Here is a 19,589-nt window from a genome sequence, read left to right as displayed (position 1 = left end):
GACGTTGTTAATAAGTTAATTCCTACAATTTTATGCATTTGAAAATGCCCATGGTTACGGGGCTTATCGACCAACGGAACGCTAAAATCGGGCACCTGCAACCCAGCCACACCTCAGAAAAAGGGGGCTATACTGTGGAATATGACCCCTTCACAACAATTATTTTCCCCCCCTAGGCATCAGGTTAAATTTGTAGGATGATAAAATACTGTGTTCTAAGGAGCACAGGCCCAATCGAACAAAATTGAGCTTACATAAGCGTTTTGCTATGATCACCACCAAGCTTTTTAATGAAATACCAGGTACCATGAAAATTTTCATCGTACTCGCCTTCCTGTTGCTGTTTACTGCGGCGGGATACGCCCAGACTACGGTCAACCTGGCCGACCAGTGCAACTGCGAGGTCCTGAGCGGCACCGACGTCAGTGCCCCGGGGATGACCACCCCGTCCGGCGCGGATACAGGCGATATTTACGTCAATACGAATACCGGAACCATTTATTTCTGGGACGGGGACTCCTGGGAGCACACCTCCACGGACTCCAATACCACGAATACTTCGGTTGCCGTCGCGGGCTCGGACCTGGTGATCACCGATAGCGACGGGAATACGGTAAGCGTACCCCTGGCGGATATCGCAGCGGTTACGGATACGAATACCACCAATGCAGCCTTTGGCGTTATCGGAACAGATTTGGTGATCACCGATAGCGAGGGTAATACGGTAAGCGTACCTGTTGCGGACATTGCCGCCCTGACCGATACAAACACGACCAACGCAAGCCTTACCGAAGACGGCACAAACCTGACCCTGACGGATAGTGACGGCAATACGGTGAGTATCCTTCTGGCAGACCTGGCAGCAGTTATCGATACAAACACTACAAATGCCTTATTTGAGGTGGTTGGGACCGACCTGGTAATTACAGACAGCGACGGGAATACGGTTAGCGTTCCGTTGGCAGATGTCGCGGCGGTGGTAGATACCGACGACCAGTCTGCCGCCGAGGTCTCCTACGACAACACCACTTCCGGCCTGGCAGGTACCAATGTGCAGGATGCCCTGGACGAGATCAATGCCGCAGCCGGCAACGTCTCCCTCACCGATAACGGTGACGGGACATACGACTTTACAGATGCTGCCGGGAATGTAACTACCATCAGCGATACGTCGCTCTCCACCCTGGTAGACAGCGGGGGAGGCACTTATACCTATACGGACGAAGCCGGGAATGTCCAGCAAATCTTTACGGAGGCAGCGTCCAACCCATACGACAACAGCGGATCTGGCCTGGCGGCCAACAATGTGCAGGATGCCCTGGACGAGATCAATGCCGCAGCAGGCAACGTGTCCCTCACCGATAACGGTGACGGGACATACGACTTTACAGATGCTGCCGGGAATGTAACTACCATCAGCGATACTTCGCTCTCCACCCTGGTAGACAACGGGGACGGCAGTTTCACCTATACCTCGGAGGACGGGACGGTGACCACGTTTACGGAGACCACCAGCTCATTGGCCGACAACGGCGACGGCACCTTCACCTATACGGACGAAAACGGGGCCACCACCACCTTTGACGCCAAGATCGCCACGGTAGCGGACAACCTGGACGGCACCTATACGATTACGGACGACTTTGGCACCTCGGTGACCATCGACACAAACAATACGGTAACCACGCTCGTCGACAACGGGGACGGCAGCTTTACCTATACCTCGGAGGACGGTACGGTTACGACTTTTACCGAGACCACAAGTACACTGGTTGACAATGGCGGTGGCACCTATACGTATACAGATGAAAATGGCAACACCCAGCAGATTTTTACTGAGGCGGCCTCCAACCCGTATGACAACAGCGGTTCTGGCCTGGCGGCTAACAACGTTCAGGATGCGATAGACGAAATAAATACGCTGGCCGGAACGGTTGCCCTGGCCGATAATGGCGACGGCACCTATACCTTTACCGATGCGTCAGGTGCAACCACTACCATCAGCGACACCTCCATTTCCACCCTGGTGGATAATGGGGATGCCACTTTTACCTATACGGATGAAACGGGAACTCCCGTTACCATCAACCTGATCAGTGCGGATGCTAACAATGACATTACAGCCGGATCCGATGGTGGCCTGTATCTGAATGTCGCCTCAGTTACCGTTGCAGAGACCATTACAAACCTTTCGGACAACAATGACGGCACCTTCACCTATGTCAATGAGAACGGGGTGTCCCAGACAGTCAGCAAGGCGGATGTGACCGACAACGGGGATGGTACCTATACCTTCACCAACAACGACGGATCGGATGTGACCATTAACACGAATGGCATTGCTATTTCCAATACGGTTGCGGGGAACCGGATCGCCACGGTTACCGATGCAGGCGGTTCCAGTACGGACATCGACGAGACGGTGACCACCCTGGTGGACAATGCCAACGGCAGCTTTACCTATACCTCGGAAGACGGAACGGCAACCACATTCACCGAGACCGACGACCAGACGGCCGCTGAGGTGAGTTACGACAACTCCACCTCCGGTCTTACAGCCGGGGATACCCAGGCGGCTATCGACGAGCTGGCTGCGGGCAGCACGGACGATCAAAACCTGACAGGCGCCAGCCTGACGGGCAACACGCTTCAAATTGATATCGAAGATGGCAGCTCTGCCTCGGTAGACCTTTCTGCTCTGGTGGACGACGCGGATGCTGACCCGACCAATGAACTGCAAACCATCAGCCGTACGGGTACGGATGTAACCCTCTCCGACGGCGGGGGAACCGTATCTGTGGCGGACAACGACAACGACTCCAGCAATGAAACGAACACGGCCTTCGCGGTCAATGCCGGCAACCTGGAAATTACCGACGCGGCAGGAACGCTTTCCGTCCCCGTCTCCAGCCTGGGATCTGACGACCAGAACCTGACCCTGGCGGGCAACTCCCTGTCTATTGAGGACGGAAATAGTGTAGACCTGAGTGGTTACCTGGACAACACGGACGATCAGAACCTTACCCTGGCCGGGAACACGCTCTCTATCGAAGACGGTAACAGCGTGGACCTCTCTGGATTCGTCTCCACGGATGACCAGAACATCAGCGGATCCGGTCTGAGCGGTACGGACCTGACCATTGGGATTGAAAACGGGACCAATGAAGTTATTGACCTGTCTTCGCTTGTAGATGATGCGGATGCAGACCCGACCAATGAATACAACACGGGAGCGGCCATGAATGCCGGTTCATTGGAAGTGACAGACGGTGGGGGAACGCAGTCTGCCAACCTGATCAGTGCGGATGCCAACAACGATATTGTTGCGGGCTCGGACGGCGCGCTCTACCTCAACGTGGCCTCGGTAACTATTTCCGAGACCATTACAAACCTTTCGGACAACAACGACGGAACATTTACCTATGTCAATGAGAACGGGGTGTCCCAGACAGTCAGCAAGGCGGATGTAACAGACAACGGGGATGGTACCTATACCTTCACCAACAACGACGGATCGGATGTGACCATTAACACGAATGGCATTGCTATTTCCAATACGGTTGCGGGGAACCGGATCGCCACGGTTACCGATGCAGGCGGTTCCAGTACGGACATCGACGAGACGGTGACCACCCTGGTGGACAATGCCAACGGCAGCTTTACCTATACCTCGGAAGACGGAACGGCAACCACATTCACCGAGACCGACGACCAGACGGCCGCTGAGGTGAGTTACGACAACTCCACCTCCGGTCTTACAGCCGGGGATACCCAGGCTGCTATCGACGAGCTGGCTGCGGGCAGCACGGACGACCAAAACCTGACCGGCGCCAGCCTGACGGGCAACACGCTTCAAATTGATATCGAAGACGGCAGCTCGGCTTCGGTTGACCTTTCTGCTCTGGTGGACGACGCGGATGCGGACCCGACCAATGAATTGCAGACCATCAGCCGTACCGGTACGGATGTAACCCTCTCCGACGGCGGGGGAACCGTATCTGTGGCGGACAACGACAACGACTCCAGCAACGAGACGAACACGGCCTTCGCGGTCAATGCCGGCAACCTGGAAATTACCGACGCGGCAGGAACGCTTTCCGTCCCCGTCTCCAGCCTGGGATCTGACGACCAGAACATCAGCGGTTCGGGCCTGAGCGGCACGGACCTGACCATCGGGATTGAGAATGGGACCAATGAAGTAATTGACCTGTCTTCGCTCGTGGATGATGCGGATGCGGACCCAAATAATGAAATCCAGGATATGAGCCTGGCAGGCAATACGCTGAGTCTAACCGGCGATGCTACGACAGTAGACCTGAGTGGTTACCTGGACAACACGGACGATCAGAACCTGACCCTGGCCGGGAACACGCTCTCTATCGAAGACGGTAACAGCGTGGACCTCTCAGGGTTTGTATCTACGGACGACCAGAACCTGACCGGCGCCAGTTTGACGGGCAATACCCTGCAAATTGACATTGAAGATGGCAGCTCGGCTTCGGTTGACCTTTCTGCCCTGGTAGACGATGCGGACGCGGATCCGACCAATGAACTGCAGACCATCAGCCGTACGGGTACGGATGTAACCCTCTCCGACGGCGGGGGCACTGTATCTGTGGCGGACAACGACAACGACTCCAGCAATGAGACGAACACGGCCTTCGCGGTCAATGCCGGCAACCTGGAAATTACCGACGCGGCAGGAACCCTGTCTGTTCCGGTCTCCAGCCTGGGCAGCGACGACCAGAACCTCACCCTGGCTGGGAACACGCTCTCTATCGAAGACGGCAACAGCGTGGACCTCTCCGGATATGTATCCACAGACGACCAGAACCTGACCGGCGCCAGTTTGACGGGCAATACCCTGCAAATTGACATTGAAGATGGCAGTTCGGCTTCTGTAGATCTTTCTGCCCTGGTAGACGACGCGGATGCGGATCCGACCAACGAATACAACACGGGTGCGGCCATGAATGCCGGTTCATTGGAAGTGACAGACGGTGGGGGAACCCAGTCTGCCAACCTGATAAGCGCCGATGCGAATAACGATATTACCGCCGGATCAGACGGTGCGCTCTACCTGAACGTTGCTTCGGTAACCATTTCCGAGACCATTACAAACCTTTCGGACAACAATGACGGAACATTTACCTATGTCAATGAGAATGGGGTTTCCCAGACAGTCAGCAAGGCGGATGTTGCCGATAACGGGGACGGTACCTATACCTTCACCAACAACGACGGATCGGATGTGACCATTAACACAAATGGCGTTGCAATCTCCAATACCCTTGCGGGCAACCGGATCGCCACAGTTACCGATGCGGGCGGTTCCAGCACGGACATCGACGAGACGGTGACCACCCTGGTGGACAATGCCAACGGCAGCTTTACCTATACCTCGGAAGACGGGACGGCCACCACATTCACCGAGACCGACGACCAGACGGCCGCTGAGGTGAGTTACGACAACTCCACCTCCGGTCTTACAGCCGGGGATACCCAGGCGGCTATCGACGAGCTGGCTGCGGGCAGCACAGACGACCAAAACCTGACCGGCGCCAGTTTGACGGGCAACACGCTTCAAATTGATATCGAAGACGGCAGCTCTGCCTCGGTAGACCTTTCTGCTCTGGTGGACGACGCGGATGCGGACCCGACCAATGAATTGCAGACCATCAGCCGTACCGGTACGGATGTAACCCTCTCCGACGGCGGGGGAACCGTATCTGTGGCGGACAACGACAACGACTCCAGCAACGAGACGAACACGGCCTTCGCGGTCAATGCCGGCAACCTGGAAATTACCGACGCGGCAGGAACGCTTTCCGTCCCCGTCTCCAGCCTGGGCAGCGACGACCAGAACCTGACCCTGGCCGGGAATACGCTCTCTATCGAAGACGGCAACAGCGTGGACCTCTCCGGATTTGTCTCCACAGACGATCAGAACATCAGCGGATCCGGCCTAAGCGGCACGGACCTGACAATCGGGATTGAGAATGGGACCAATGAAGTAATCGATCTGTCTTCACTTGTTGACGACGCGGATGCTGACCCGACCAATGAACTGCAGACCATCAGCCGTACGGGTACAGATGTAACCCTCTCCGACGGCGGGGGAACCGTATCTGTGGCGGACAACGATAACGACTCCAGCAATGAAACGAACACGGCCTTCGCGGTCAATGCCGGCAACCTAGAAATTACCGACGCGGCAGGAACGCTTTCCGTCCCCGTCTCCAGCCTGGGATCTGACGACCAGAACATCAGCGGTTCGGGCCTGAGCGGCACGGACCTGACCATTGGGATTGAGAATGGGACCAATGAAGTAATTGACCTGTCTTCGCTTGTTGATGATGCGGATGCGGACCCAAATAATGAAATCCAGGATATGAGCCTGGCAGGCAATACGCTGAGTCTAACCGGCGATGCTACGACGGTAGACCTGAGTGGTTACCTGGACAACACGGACGATCAGAACCTTACCGGCGCCAGCCTGACGGGCAACACGCTGCAAATTGATATCGAAGACGGCAGCTCGGCTTCTGTAGATCTTTCTGCCCTGGTGGACGACGCGGATGCGGACCCAAATAATGAAATCCAGGATATGAGCCTGGCAGGCAATACGCTGAGTCTAACCGGCGATGCTACGACAGTAGACCTGAGTGGTTACCTGGACAACACGGACGATCAGAACCTGACCTTGGCCGGGAATACGCTCTCTATCGAAGACGGCAATAGCGTGGACCTCTCCGGATTCGTCTCCACGGATGACCAGAACATCAGCGGATCCGGCCTGAGCGGCACGGACCTGACCATCGGGATTGAAAATGGGACCAATGAAGTAATCGATCTGTCTTCACTTGTTGACGACGCGGATGCTGACCCGACCAATGAACTGCAGACCATCAGCCGTACGGGTACAGATGTAACCCTCTCCGACGGCGGGGGAACCGTATCTGTGGCGGACAACGACAACGACTCCAGCAATGAGACGAACACGGCCTTCGCGGTCAATGCCGGCAACCTAGAAATTACCGACGCGGCAGGAACGCTTTCCGTCCCCGTCTCCAGCCTGGGATCTGACGACCAGAACATCAGCGGTTCGGGCCTGAGCGGCACGGACCTGACCATTGGGATTGAGAATGGGACCAATGAAGTAATTGACCTGTCTTCGCTTGTTGATGATGCGGATGCGGACCCAAATAATGAAATCCAGGATATGAGCCTGGCAGGCAATACGCTGAGTCTAACCGGCGATGCTACGACAGTAGACCTGAGTGGTTACCTGGACAACACGGACGATCAGAACCTGACCCTGGCCGGGAACACGCTCTCTATCGAAGACGGTAACAGCGTGGACCTCTCTGGATTCGTCTCCACGGATGACCAGAACATCAGCGGATCCGGTCTGAGCGGTACGGACCTGACCATTGGGATTGAAAACGGGACCAATGAAGTAATCGATCTGTCTTCACTTGTTGACGACGCGGATGCTGACCCGACCAATGAACTGCAGACCATCAGCCGTACGGGTACGGATGTAACCCTCTCCGACGGCGGGGGAACCGTATCTGTGGCGGACAACGACAACGACTCCAGCAACGAGACGAACACGGCCTTCGCGGTCAATGCCGGCAACCTGGAAATTACCGACGCGGCAGGAACCTTGTCTGTTCCGGTCTCCAGCCTGGGCAGCGACGACCAGAACCTGACCCTTGCGGCAAACTCCCTGTCTATTGAGGACGGAAATAGTGTAGACCTGAGTGGTTACCTGGACAACACGGACGATCAGAACCTGACCCTGGCCGGGAACACGCTCTCTATCGAAGACGGTAACAGCGTGGACCTCTCTGGATTCGTCTCCACGGATGACCAGAACATCAGCGGATCCGGTCTGAGCGGTACGGACCTGACCATTGGGATTGAAAACGGGACCAATGAAGTAATCGATCTGTCTTCACTTGTTGACGACGCGGATGCTGACCCGACCAATGAACTGCAGACCATCAGCCGTACGGGTACGGATGTAACCCTCTCCGACGGCGGGGGAACCGTATCTGTGGCGGACAACGACAACGACTCCAGCAATGAAACGAACACGGCCTTCGCGGTCAATGCCGGCAACCTGGAAATTACCGACGCGGCAGGAACGCTTTCCGTCCCCGTCTCCAGCCTGGGATCTGACGACCAGAACATCAGCGGTTCGGGCCTGAGCGGCACGGACCTGACCATCGGGATTGAAAATGGGACCAATGAAGTAATTGACCTGTCTTCGCTTGTTGATGATGCAGACGCGGACCCAAATAATGAAATCCAGGATATGAGCCTTGCAGGCAATACGCTGAGTCTTACCGGCGATGCTACGACAGTAGACCTGAGTGGTTACCTGGACAATACAGACGATCAAAACCTTACCCTGGCTGGGAACACGCTCTCCATCGAAGACGGCAACAGCGTGGACCTCTCCGGATATGTATCCACAGACGACCAGAACCTGACCGGCGCCAGTTTGACGGGCAATACCTTGCAAATTGACATTGAAGATGGCAGCTCTGCCTCGGTAGACCTTTCTGCTCTGGTGGACGACGCGGATGCTGACCCGACCAATGAACTGCAGACCATCAGCCGCACCGGTACGGATGTAACCCTCTCCGACGGCGGGGGAACCGTATCTGTGGCGGACAACGACAACGACTCCAGCAATGAAACGAACACGGCCTTCGCGGTCAATGCCGGCAACCTGGAAATTACCGACGCGGCAGGAACCCTGTCTGTTCCGGTCTCCAGCCTGGGCAGCGACGACCAGAACCTGACCCTGGCGGTAAACTCCCTGTCTATTGAGGACGGAAATAGTGTAGACCTGAGTGGCTACCTGGACAACACAGACGATCAGAACCTGACCGGCGCCAGCCTGACGGGCAACACGCTTCAAATTGATATCGAAGATGGCAGCTCTGCCTCGGTAGACCTTTCTGCCCTGGTGGACGATGCAGACGCGGACCCAAATAATGAAATCCAGGATATGAGCCTTGCAGGCAATACGCTGAGTCTAACCGGCGATGCTACGACGGTAGACCTGAGTGGTTACCTGGACAACACGGACGACCAGAACCTGACCCTGGCCGGGAACACGCTCTCCATCGAAGACGGCAATAGTGTGGACCTCTCCGGATTTGTCTCCACGGACGATCAGAACATCAGCGGATCGGGCCTGAGCGGCACGGACCTGACCATCGGGATTGAAAATGGGACCAACGAGGTAGTGGACCTTTCCTCCCTGCTGGACAACACAGACGACCAGTACGACGACGAAGTCCCGCTCAGGACGCCGATTGACGTGGATGAAGGCGGAGAATCTTCGCCAACCAACGAAACAACTGTACAGGAAGTCATTAATGCCATTGCGCCGATTACCTCAAAGGCTGCCCGGATTTTCTACCCGCCGTCCATCGCAATCGATGCATCGGCAAATGGCACCGGTTTTACCGAAGACCTGTATGCCCAATACGTTGCCCAATTCGGCACACCGGCTGTAGCCAGTGCCGGTGCACCTGCAGCCCTGCCCACCTATGCGGCCAATGAACTGTATTATTATGTGACGTATGCAGACCCCACAGTATTCGACAATATGAGTATCGATGCCAATGGGGTACTCACATACGATATCATCGGACAACCTGCAGATTATAACGCACTGATCAACGTGGTCTTTGTAGTTAAGTAGCAACCAACAACCCAGCCCGAATCTTGAAACTCAAGTTGCTTCATACCGCAATCCTCTCTGTTGGCCTGTTCCTGATCGCGGGTATATCCCAACTGCATGGGCAGTTCCTGTTGCAGGCCCCCAATGCGGGAGATGAATCGAATTACCGCTGGTACGAGGCATCGGATACGAGCACCGTCCTGAGTACGGATTTTTTTTACGAGGCAACCCAGCCGGGTGTTTATTTCGCCACCTATGACGGAACGCTTTGCGGCTCGAACGCAACCGGATATTTTATACTTACAGATTGCAATAGCCCGGACAATGAAGTCACGCTTGATATCTCCGCAAATGTAAACGGTGGTGCGACGGTGACCTGGAGTCCGGCTGTGGGCGGAGACCCCCTTCGCCCCATGGTTATAGCCGACCAGACCGTCCGGAACTATACGGCTTCGGTCATAAAAGCCGGCGTGAGTTCACCGCTACCGGAATTCACGGTTGTTTGTATGCAGCAGGCCGCTGTGCTGGTGGACGACACGGCTATTACCGACGAGGATGTGGCATTGAATATCCCGATATACGCCAACGACAGCAGCCTCCCCCAGGACGGCTCCCTGACAGCTACGGATCCGGCTGGCGGCACGGTGACTATCGACCAGAACGGCACCCCGAACGATCCTACAGATGATATCCTCACCTACACCCCGGATCCTGATTTCAACGGGACGGATTCTTTTGATTATACAGTTTGCAACACATCCGGGGATTGCAGTACGGGAACGGTTACCGTAACGGTCAACCCGATTGTCGACGCCTTTGATGATGCGATTGCCACCAATGAAAATGAGGCAACAATTGCCGATATCCTGGCAAACGATAACGACATACCCACCTCCGGGTCCCTGACCACCACGGCGCCTGCCAATGGCACGCTCGCGTTGGATGACGGCGGCACGCCCGGGGATCCTTCGGATGATACGGTGACCTACACGCCTGATCCCGGATTTACCGGCTCGGACAGCTTTACCTATACCCTTTGCGATGCCCTGGGAAATTGCAGCACCGCCACTGTGACGGTTCTGGTGAATGCCGTTGGGCTCGATATCGATGCGGATAACGACGGTATCGTGGATAGCTTTGAAGACCTGGATCTGGACGGCGATGGCAACCCGGCCACCAACCCGACGGATACGGACGGGGATGGAGTCCCGGATTACCTGGATATTGACAGCGATGACGACGGCGTACCGGATAATATCGAAGGGCAGTCCACAGCCGGCTACATTCCCCCGGGAGGTACGGACGCCAATATGAACGGGCTGGATGACGTGTATGAGAACGGCGGGGCCGTGGGGATTGTCCCTGAAGATACCGATGGGGATGGCATACCGGATTACGTGGACAGCGACAGCGACAACGACGGGGTACCCGACAGCGTTGAGGCGAACGACATCGACATGGATGGATTTGCGGAGACTGTAATTGTGGGGTCCGACAAAGACGGGGACGGCCTGGACGACGGATTCGAAGGGACAACGGCCATTGATATCAACGTCAACGACGGCAAGGACGACCCCATCAACGACTGGCCCGATACCGACGGGGACGGGGAGCTCGATTACCGGGATACGGACGATGACGGCGACCAGATCCTCACCGCGGGCGAGGACGCCAACGGCGACGGCATCTTCTACAACGACGATATGGACGGGGACGGTATCCCGGACTACCTGGAGCCCAATAGCTCTGCCGAAGACCTGGAGGTTTTCAATGTGGTTACCCCCAACGGGGATGGCGCACACGATTACCTGACAATTGCGGGGATCCAGGATTTCCCGAATAACACGATCCGGATCTACAACCGCTGGGGCGTACTGGTGTTCACCACACGGGCCTACGATACGCAGGGCAACGTTTTTGACGGCACTTCACAGGGCCGGGCCACGATTGCCCAGGACAACAAATTACCGGTGGGAACCTATTTCTATATACTGGATTTTGAGGATGAGAATGGGGTGATGCGCACCCGGACCGGATACCTTTACTTAAACCGATAATTGCATGGGACAGAATAACCTCTTACCAATCATTCGCCTCGGCCGGGTGGCCATAACTATGGTTATTCTCCTCTGTATTGAAGTGTCGGTACAAGGACAGCAGGATGCACAATATACCCAGTATATGTACAATACGGTTTCCATCAACCCGGGTTATGCCGGGTCGCGCGGCAACCTGAGTATTGCAGCACTCTACAGGTCGCAGTGGGTTGGCCTGGATGGCGCCCCGAAGACGCAGACCTTCAACCTGCATACTCCGGTAGGGTACCGAGGCGTGGGGATGGGCCTGTCGATTGTCAACGACCAGATCGGACCTACCTCGGAGACTGCTTTTGACGGGGATTTTTCCTATACGCTTCAGGTGGGGCCGGAGCAGCGCCTGAGCTTTGGATTAAAGGCCAGCGTCCACATGCTGGACATCCGTTTTTCCGAACTCAATTCCGACCCGAATTACCCGGATGCCCAGTTGCAATCCGATATCCAGAACCGGCTTTCCCCGAATATCGGCGCCGGTATTTATTACCATACCGAGCATTTCTATGCCGGGTTGTCGGTGCCGCGGTTCCTGGAGACCAGCCACTTTGACGAATCCTCACTGTCCACCGCAAAAGAACAGATGAACTTTTATATGATCACGGGCTATGTCTGGGACTTCGACCCGCTTTGGAAATTCAAACCGAGTATCCTGACCAAAGCGACCCTTGGGGCACCCCTGCAGGTGGACGTGTCGGCCAATTTCATGTACAACGAAAAGTTTATTTTCGGCGCAGCATACCGTTGGGATGCCGCCTTCAGCGGCATGGTAGGCTTCAATATTTCCCCCTCCTTCCTCATCGGGGTGGCCTATGACAGGGAAATTACCGAGTTGGGTAGCGCCGCATTCAACGATGGCTCATTTGAAGTGATCCTCCGCTATGACTTCCTGCGAATGGTTGGCAATATCAAGTCTCCGCGATTCTTCTGATTTCCAGGTGCCCGCTTGTTCTTTGCAGGCGATACGTATAATTTTATTTCGGGTGGGTGGGGGCCCCATTCCACATTTTATGATCCCCTTAACCCGAAACTACACCAAAGACCGTATTTTTGGGCTGTTATGGAAGAACAAGTAATCCTTGTCAACGAGCAAGACCAAGTCCTCGGGACCATGCCCAAAATGGAGGCTCATGAAAAAGCCCGGTTGCACAGGGCATTTTCGGTTTTCGTACTGAACCACAAAGGGGAGACCATGTTACAACAGCGCGCCGCCCACAAGTACCATTCCCCGGGCCTCTGGACTAACACCTGTTGCAGCCACCAAAGAGTAGGGGAGACCAACATCCAGGCTGGCAAGCGGCGGTTGGAAGAGGAAATGGGTTTTCAAACAGACTTGCAGGACCTTTTTTCTTTTATCTATAAAGCCCCTTTCGACAACGGCCTTACGGAGCACGAACTGGACCATGTCCTGCTGGGTCATTTCGAGGGCGAGCCCAACATCAATCCGGATGAGGTAGCCGACTGGAAATGGATGGGGCTGGAAGAGATTCGCGAAGACCTGGAGGCGAACCCGGGAGCCTATACCGCATGGTTTAGGATTATATTTGAACGCTTTCACAACTACGTGATGACGCACAACCTCAAGTGATGCGAGTAACCGTTAGCAGAAAAGCACATTTCAACGCCGCTCACAGGCTTTACCGGCCGGATTGGGACGACGCCCGGAACCGGGAGGTATTCGGAAAATGCAGCAATCCGCTGTACCACGGCCACAATTACGAGTTGATTGTCAGTGTTACGGGTCCGATTGATCCGGAAACCGGTTTTGTTGTGGATATGGCAGAGCTCAAAGTTCTAATCCGGGATAAAGTGGAGGATGCCCTGGACCATAAGAACCTCAATGAGGAGGTCCCTGAGTTTAGGGAACTCAACCCGACAGCCGAGAATATTGCAGTGGTAATCTGGGATAAACTCCGGCCCCACATCCCCGCTTCATGTGACCTGGAAATCACCCTGTATGAAACCCCGAGAAACTTCGTTTCCTACCGGGGCGCTGAATAATCCGTTTGTCAACACGATACTTATGGAATTGTATCCATTAAAATTCCAACCCATTTTCAAAGAGCGCCTTTGGGGTGGCAATAAACTGCGAACGGTACTGGAAAAGGAAGCCGATGGAGACACGGTGGGGGAAAGTTGGGAATTATCCGGAGTGCCGGGAGACGCCACAACCCTTGTTAACGGACCGTATGCCGGCAAAACCCTGCCGGAACTCATCGGGGAATTCCCCGGGGAAGTTCTGGGGAATGAGGTCCTGGAACGTTTTGGGGAGGAATTTCCGATCCTGATTAAATTTATCGATGCCCGGCTGGACCTTTCCATCCAGTTGCATCCCGGGGACGAACTGGCCCGGACCCGCCACAACAGTTTTGGCAAAACGGAGATGTGGTATATCCTGGATGCCGACCCGGGCGCCGAGCTCATTGTTGGCTTCAGGGAGGATGTATCCCGGGAGCGCTACCAGCAAGCCCTGGAAGGAGGTACACTGACGGATCTGCTGCACTATCAGCCGGTATCCACGGGGGATGCATTCTTTATCAATAGCGGGAAGATCCATGCAATTGGCGGGGGTATCCTGTTGGCGGAGATCCAGCAGAGTTCGGATGTTACTTATCGGGTTTACGATTTCAACCGCCGGGATGCGCAGGGGAAGTTGCGGGAACTCCACACGGACCTCGCCCTCGATGCCATCGACTACCGGCGCCGTGACGATTTTGTCCTGGATTATTCCAGGCAGCCGAATACGTCAAACAGCTTGGCCCGCAGTCCTTATTTCAACACGGATTACCTGAAACTGGACCGGGACAGGGATCTGCAATTTGACGGGAAGTCATTTACGGTTTTTATGTGTCTGTCGGGTACAGCCACCCTGGTTGCAGGTGGGGTAGCCGAAGAATTCCGTGCCGGGGAGACGCTGATGCTGCCGGCAGCCGTTCACAAGGCCCGGTTGGCGACCAACGGGTGCGAATTACTGCAAGTGACAGCCTGAAAAAGGTTTCCGCGGGTATGCGGGGAAATTGTATTTTTGAAAGAAACTTACCATCATGGCTACTATACGGGACCTCAAAAAAGATATCAACAGCGTATTGGGCGGCATTATAGAGGCCGTTTACATTGCGGAGCGCAGCAGTAATAAGGAGGGGTCCAAGGAAGGATCCGAGATCATTGACAAGGCGATAGCGACCTTCGACTCGCTCATTGCGGAGGTCAACAACAAGGATGTTGAAAACCGGAAAAAGCATTTGAAAGGGGTGCGTCAAACCCTTGAGAAAGAAGCTGCCGAATTGGTAGACCGGGTCAACGAGCTCGCCTGATTAATCCGGGTTTTCTGCCTGGGAACGCTGCTCGCTGAGTAATTCCTTTAACTGCTTGCCGTATTTGGACTCGGCCACCGCCGGGCTTAGGGCCTGGTATATGGAATCCAGGTATTTCGGGTTGGCATCGGATACTTCTGTAATGGCCACAAACGGGGCCAGGTGGGAATCCGTATTGTTCAGGGCAAAGTTCAGGGCATAGAGGTAGGAGCGTAGCGTGAGTCGCTGCCCCACCCGGTCCAGGGAATCCAGGGCCGCACTATCCTGTGGCTGCTGCAATTCGCCCATGGCACGGGCCAATTCGAGCTGTTGTACGTGGTAGCGCGACTGGATTTTGCGGTACTCTGCAAACTTCTCATTGGCCGCCGAACCAGAGATCGCGGCTTCCGATTCAAACGCATCCCATTCCGTATCGATCCGGATAGTACCCGGTTCTGCAAAAAATACGATGCGGTCATTGAGTTGGTTGTTGTCTGCCTTGTCCAGGTAGAGATAGAAAATATCGGCTCCGTCCACCGGGCTGGTCAATCGGAATTCCCCATTGCCTTTGACCACCACCGAGTCCAGCGTCACCAGGGAGGTGTCTGCCACCTGCTGAAGGTAGAGTACTCCTTTTTTCAGACCCCGGACATTTCCTTCTACCGTGAGATTCCCGGCGGTATCATCCCCTCCGCAACCCGCGAGTGCAACAGCGGCAACCGCTGCCAAAACCAATTTTTTCATCCTTGAAGATTAGCGGGGCAAATATGCCATTTTTTTTACAAACCCGGAAGCGGATGCAGGTAGTGCAGACAGGATTCGGGCCGGCGGCTCAGGATTCGGGCCTGGCGGTCTGCCATCAGCCGGGGAGGCAGTTCTGACGAAATTGCGGAAACCCGGGTACAGAGGAAATTCAACCGGTAACCGGAGCAGCCACTTCCATCAGGTAGGCGCAAAGCAGGGCGCCGCCGGTGCCGACTACGTATCCGAGAACGGCCAGCAACACCCCTACAGAACTCAGGGAGGGGTGGAATTCGGCAGCGACGACAGGTGCCGAAGCGGCACCGCCCACATTGGCCTGACTGCCTACGGCCAGGAAAAAGAATGGCGCCCGGATCAATTTGGCTACCAGGATCAGCAGGCCGGCGTGAAATCCGATCCAGATGAGGCCCAATAACAGCAATCCCGGGTTTTCCAGGATCCGGCTCAGGTCCATCTGCATTCCGATGGTCGCTACGAGGATATAGATAAAAACCCCGCCGATCTTACTGGCACCCGCCCCTTCGTAGTTTTTGGCAGGGGTAAAAGAAAGCCCTATCCCGATGACGGTAGCCAGGACAATCATCCAGAAAAACTCCCCGCCCAGGAAGGAGAGGAAACTCGTCGGGTCGCTGACCCATTCCCAGCCTTCGCTCAGGGCCTGGCTTATATAGCCCCCGGCCCAGTGGGCGAGGCCCACGGCCGTAAAGGCCATAAACAGGAGGATCATGTAATCGTTCAGGCTGGGTACGCGGGTGATGCGTTCGGCGAATTCGGTGACTTTGACTTTCAGGGTCTCTATAGAGGAGGCATCTGCCCGGAGCCACCGGTCGATCCTGCGGTTTTTGCCAACGCCCAGCAGGAGGATGGCCATCCACAGGTTGGCACCTAAAATATCCACCAGGACCATTTCCCCAAACCGGTCCGGGTTGAACTGGAATATCTCGAGCATGGCTGCCTGGTTAGCCCCGCCCCCGATCCAGCTTCCGGCGATGGTCGCCAGGCCCCGCCAGACAGCGTCAAACCCCGCGCCGCCAACCGTTTCCGGTGAAACGGCAGAAACGATCAGGATGGCCAGCGGGCCACCGACGACAATCCCAACGGTCCCGGTCAGGAACATGATCAACGCTTTGAGCCCCAGGTTTCGAATCGCCTTGAGGTCGATACTCAGGGTCATCAGGACCAGGGCTGCCGGCAACAGGTACCGGCTCGCCATAAAATACAGGCGGGAGTGGTCGCCGGAGATGATCCCAAGGCTGGAAAAAACCGCGGGTAGCAGGTAGCACAACAGGATCCCGGGGATGAAATTGTAAAACTTCTTCCAGAAACCCTGTTGGCGTCCGGAGGTATAGAATACGAAGCCGAGGCACAGTGCCAGCAGTCCAAAAACGATGGTGTCGTCAGTAATCAGGGGTTCCTCCATGGTCGGTTATTTCGGTTTGGGCCAAAAGATAATCGAATTTCCCCAGAGCGCGCTTTCAGATATTCAACCAGTAGGTAAACTTCAGGTTGACCGACCGGAACCGGGGGCTGAACCGGTCTACGTAATAGTTGTCCGTGTATACCAGGAACAGGTCGGAAAGGGGTGCAAAGCGCCATTGCAGCCGGGCATTTACGCCGAAATTGTCGCGTTGGTTGCTGTATTGCACCAGGGTGGATAAAAACAGGGACTTGGAAAAAGTCAGTTCAAACCGCGGGGCAATCAGCCAGATATCCGCACTGGGGTAGGGGTCGGGCAATGTGATTTTGTCGTAATTCAACTGCATGGAGATAAATGCCTTGGGCTGGATGCGCAGCGCCAGGTTCCCTTCCACGGAAAAGCGCTCTCCATTGTAAAAGTCGCCGACAGTGGTCTCCACCCCGTAGGCCAGGATCCGGCGGGCGTCCGATTGGTATTCCACCTGGAAACTGTTGTAGTGGTACTCGGTATCCGCCGGTAGTTCCAGACCGTCCTCGGAACCCGTCGGGTCAAAGGAGTCGAACAAATAGGTATAGCGGTTGGACCATTGGAGCTGCAGCCGCTCCCGGTTCCGGAATCGGGCTTCCCACTGGGAGAAGATGCTGTAATCCGTATTCTGGTAGTCCTGGGTGGGGCGCCAGATAAATACCGGGGTCACTCCAAAACTGTGTGTGTTGATAAAACTGTCCTCCGGCCAGAAGGCCCGGTTAAAACTGGCCAGCCCCTTGACGATGTCCGTGCGGCGCACAAATCCCAGGTCGGAATCGAAGTTTTCGCCTATGTAAACCCATTTGGTAGATCCGCTGTAATTCCGGGAATTGTAACGCATACTTGCCCCGGCCGACCAATCCCTGCCCTCAACCCCCGGGCTGAAGGATTTATGCAGGTAGTACTGCCCGCTCCAAACATTGTCGGCAGAAATCAGGTTGTAATCGATGCCGGCAACGCGGTTATAGCGATTTTCTTCAGCTAGGAAATCCGGGTCCCCCGTGCTCTGCCGGTTGATGAAGAACATGCCGATATTGGAACGCGAAAAAACCAGGTGCTGCAGGGCCAGCATGCTGTTGTTGTTTCCCGCAATCTCGTTCCCCGCATCTTCCTCGGTTTGGATGCTGAAGAAGCCCAGGCGCAGGTCGTTGGTGAGTTTTCCGCTGAGCCGGGCCCCGGCAATGATGGAATTCTCAATCGTATTGCCGGCGGTATCCTGGGCAATCCCGATACGGCGCGAGAAGAAGGGGTTTGCATCCCGGGAATCTCCGAAACTGGCAAACAAGTCGTTGTTGTCGATGAAAAACTGGCGCTTTTCAGGCAGGGACACCTCAAAGCGCGTCAGGTTGGTTACCTGGTCATCCACCTCCACCTGGGAAAAGTCCGGGTTTAAGGTTATATCCAGGTTCATGCTGTTCCCGACAGATACCTTGGCGTCACCGCCCACCTTAAAGGAAGTGTCCTCGATACTGTTCTCCCGGTCATTCGACCAACTCGTATTCACATAGGGGATCAGGGCCAGGGGTGTACGGGAACGACCGAGCGGTTTCTCAAAGATCATATCCCCCATAAAAGTCAACCCGAAGATATTCTGGTTTTGGGGGATCCGGACCCAGGTACTGCTTTCGTTGGACTGGGTGTCAAACCGATAGCTGTTGAAACGCCATCGATTTTCACCCTCCCGGAATTTAAAGGAAGTCAGGGGGATGACGAGCTCGGAGGTGTAGTAATCCTCATAGATCCGGGATTCACCCCGCCACTTGACATCCCAGGAAATGGTAAATCCGCTCAGGTCCAGGCCCCCGCCCGAGACGAGGCCCTCCCTGCGGACACCGTAGGGATTCGTGCCGAAAAGAAACGCATTGTTCCCGTCGTTGAAGGTGTCGAAAAGCAGCGTGATATTGTCGGAATTGCCGGCTCGAAAATCCCTTTTAAGGGATTGGATGGCATAATTCTTCCCTTCGGTATAAACGGTGATACCTATATACAGGTTCGTTTCGTCGTACAACATCTTGATCTCCGACTGTTTGCGCGCCTGGATGCTGTCTACGGGGAAATATTCCCAAAAATTGGCCGCACTTTCCGCTTCCTCCCAAATAGGTTCGTCCAGAATTCCGTCCGGGACGATCGTTTCCGTGATGTATTTTACGGTAAAGGATTTCTGGGTGTGGTCCTGTGAAACAGCTCCCAAAAAATAAAAGAGGCTTGCCAACAGGCAAAGTATTCGCATGGTTGTCGGTTATCGGTCAGTTGCGGGCTAATTTAAAAAGGATTGCAGGGAAATGGTGTGGCAT

10 protein-coding genes are annotated in these 19,589 nt (G+C 55.1%); 7 read left to right on the top strand and 3 right to left on the bottom strand.

Features of this window, described 5'->3' with window-relative positions; all coding sequences use genetic code 11:
- Positions 1–307: 307 nt before the first annotated feature.
- The 7 genes from RB2501_RS14420 (at position 308) to RB2501_RS14390 (ending at position 15,110) form a co-directional block, all read left to right on the top strand.
- The gene (locus tag RB2501_RS14420) at positions 308–9,727 is read left to right on the top strand and encodes a hypothetical protein (protein WP_148214396.1); all 9,420 of its coding nucleotides are present in this window, start codon (positions 308–310) and stop codon (positions 9,725–9,727) included.
- Positions 9,728–9,750: 23 nt separating this feature from the next.
- The gene (locus RB2501_RS14415) at positions 9,751–11,763 is read left to right on the top strand and encodes an Ig-like domain-containing protein (RefSeq protein WP_015755600.1); all 2,013 of its coding nucleotides are present in this window, start codon (positions 9,751–9,753) and stop codon (positions 11,761–11,763) included.
- Between the two features lie 58 nt (positions 11,764–11,821).
- Positions 11,822–12,727, top strand: coding sequence for a PorP/SprF family type IX secretion system membrane protein (locus tag RB2501_RS14410; protein ID WP_238528123.1), 906 nt, complete (start codon positions 11,822–11,824; stop codon positions 12,725–12,727).
- A 129-nt stretch (positions 12,728–12,856) separates the two neighbouring features.
- Positions 12,857–13,384 carry an isopentenyl-diphosphate Delta-isomerase gene (gene idi / locus RB2501_RS14405; protein WP_015755598.1) on the top strand — a complete coding sequence of 176 codons (528 nt, stop codon included), beginning with the start codon at positions 12,857–12,859 and terminating at the stop codon, positions 13,382–13,384.
- Positions 13,384–13,797: a 6-pyruvoyl trahydropterin synthase family protein gene (locus RB2501_RS14400; RefSeq protein WP_015755597.1), complete on the top strand. Its 414-nt coding sequence runs from the start codon at positions 13,384–13,386 to the stop codon at positions 13,795–13,797. The genes idi and RB2501_RS14400 overlap by 1 nt, the downstream gene beginning before the upstream one ends.
- Positions 13,798–13,825: 28 nt before the next feature.
- On the top strand, positions 13,826–14,785 hold the full coding sequence (locus RB2501_RS14395; RefSeq protein ID WP_041327909.1) for a type I phosphomannose isomerase catalytic subunit: 960 nt from the start codon (positions 13,826–13,828) through the stop codon (positions 14,783–14,785).
- A gap of 55 nt (positions 14,786–14,840) precedes the next feature.
- Positions 14,841–15,110 (top strand): hypothetical protein, encoded by a 270-nt coding sequence (locus RB2501_RS14390; protein ID WP_015755595.1) that lies wholly within the window; start codon positions 14,841–14,843, stop codon positions 15,108–15,110.
- On the opposite strand, the gene RB2501_RS14385 is transcribed toward RB2501_RS14390, so the two are convergent.
- From RB2501_RS14385 to RB2501_RS14375, 3 genes are all read right to left on the bottom strand, one after another.
- Positions 15,111–15,833, bottom strand: a complete 723-nt coding sequence (locus tag RB2501_RS14385; protein ID WP_015755594.1) for a DUF4369 domain-containing protein — start codon at positions 15,831–15,833, stop codon at positions 15,111–15,113.
- A gap of 169 nt (positions 15,834–16,002) precedes the next feature.
- Complete coding sequence (locus tag RB2501_RS14380; RefSeq protein WP_015755592.1) at positions 16,003–17,271, bottom strand: DUF819 family protein; 1,269 nt, start codon at positions 17,269–17,271, stop codon at positions 16,003–16,005.
- A 55-nt stretch (positions 17,272–17,326) separates the two neighbouring features.
- Entirely contained in the window at positions 17,327–19,525 is a 2,199-nt protein-coding gene (locus RB2501_RS14375) for a carbohydrate binding family 9 domain-containing protein (protein ID WP_041327304.1), read from the bottom strand.
- Positions 19,526–19,589: the final 64 nt, after the last annotated feature.

The sequence above is a fragment of the Robiginitalea biformata HTCC2501 genome, assembly GCF_000024125.1.
GTDB classification, from domain to species: Bacteria; Bacteroidota; Bacteroidia; order Flavobacteriales; family Flavobacteriaceae; genus Robiginitalea; species Robiginitalea biformata.
Note: the sequence above shows the minus strand (reverse complement) of the source record. Positions and strands in the feature narration are given on the sequence as shown.

Bases quoted from the DNA above. Each gene is read 5' to 3' on its own strand.
- RB2501_RS14410 (WP_238528123.1), top strand. From the start codon at position 11,822: ATGGTTATTCTCCTCTGTATTGAAGTGTCGGTACAAGGACAGCAGGAT.
- RB2501_RS14390 (WP_015755595.1), top strand. From the start codon at position 14,841: ATGGCTACTATACGGGACCTCAAAAAAGATATCAACAGCGTATTGGGC.
- RB2501_RS14400 (WP_015755597.1), top strand. From the start codon at position 13,384: ATGCGAGTAACCGTTAGCAGAAAAGCACATTTCAACGCCGCTCACAGG.
- RB2501_RS14420 (WP_148214396.1), top strand. From the start codon at position 308: ATGAAAATTTTCATCGTACTCGCCTTCCTGTTGCTGTTTACTGCGGCG.
- RB2501_RS14385 (WP_015755594.1), bottom strand. From the start codon at position 15,833: ATGAAAAAATTGGTTTTGGCAGCGGTTGCCGCTGTTGCACTCGCGGGT.
- RB2501_RS14380 (WP_015755592.1), bottom strand. From the start codon at position 17,271: ATGGAGGAACCCCTGATTACTGACGACACCATCGTTTTTGGACTGCTG.
- idi (WP_015755598.1), top strand. From the start codon at position 12,857: ATGGAAGAACAAGTAATCCTTGTCAACGAGCAAGACCAAGTCCTCGGG.
- RB2501_RS14375 (WP_041327304.1), bottom strand. From the start codon at position 19,525: ATGCGAATACTTTGCCTGTTGGCAAGCCTCTTTTATTTTTTGGGAGCT.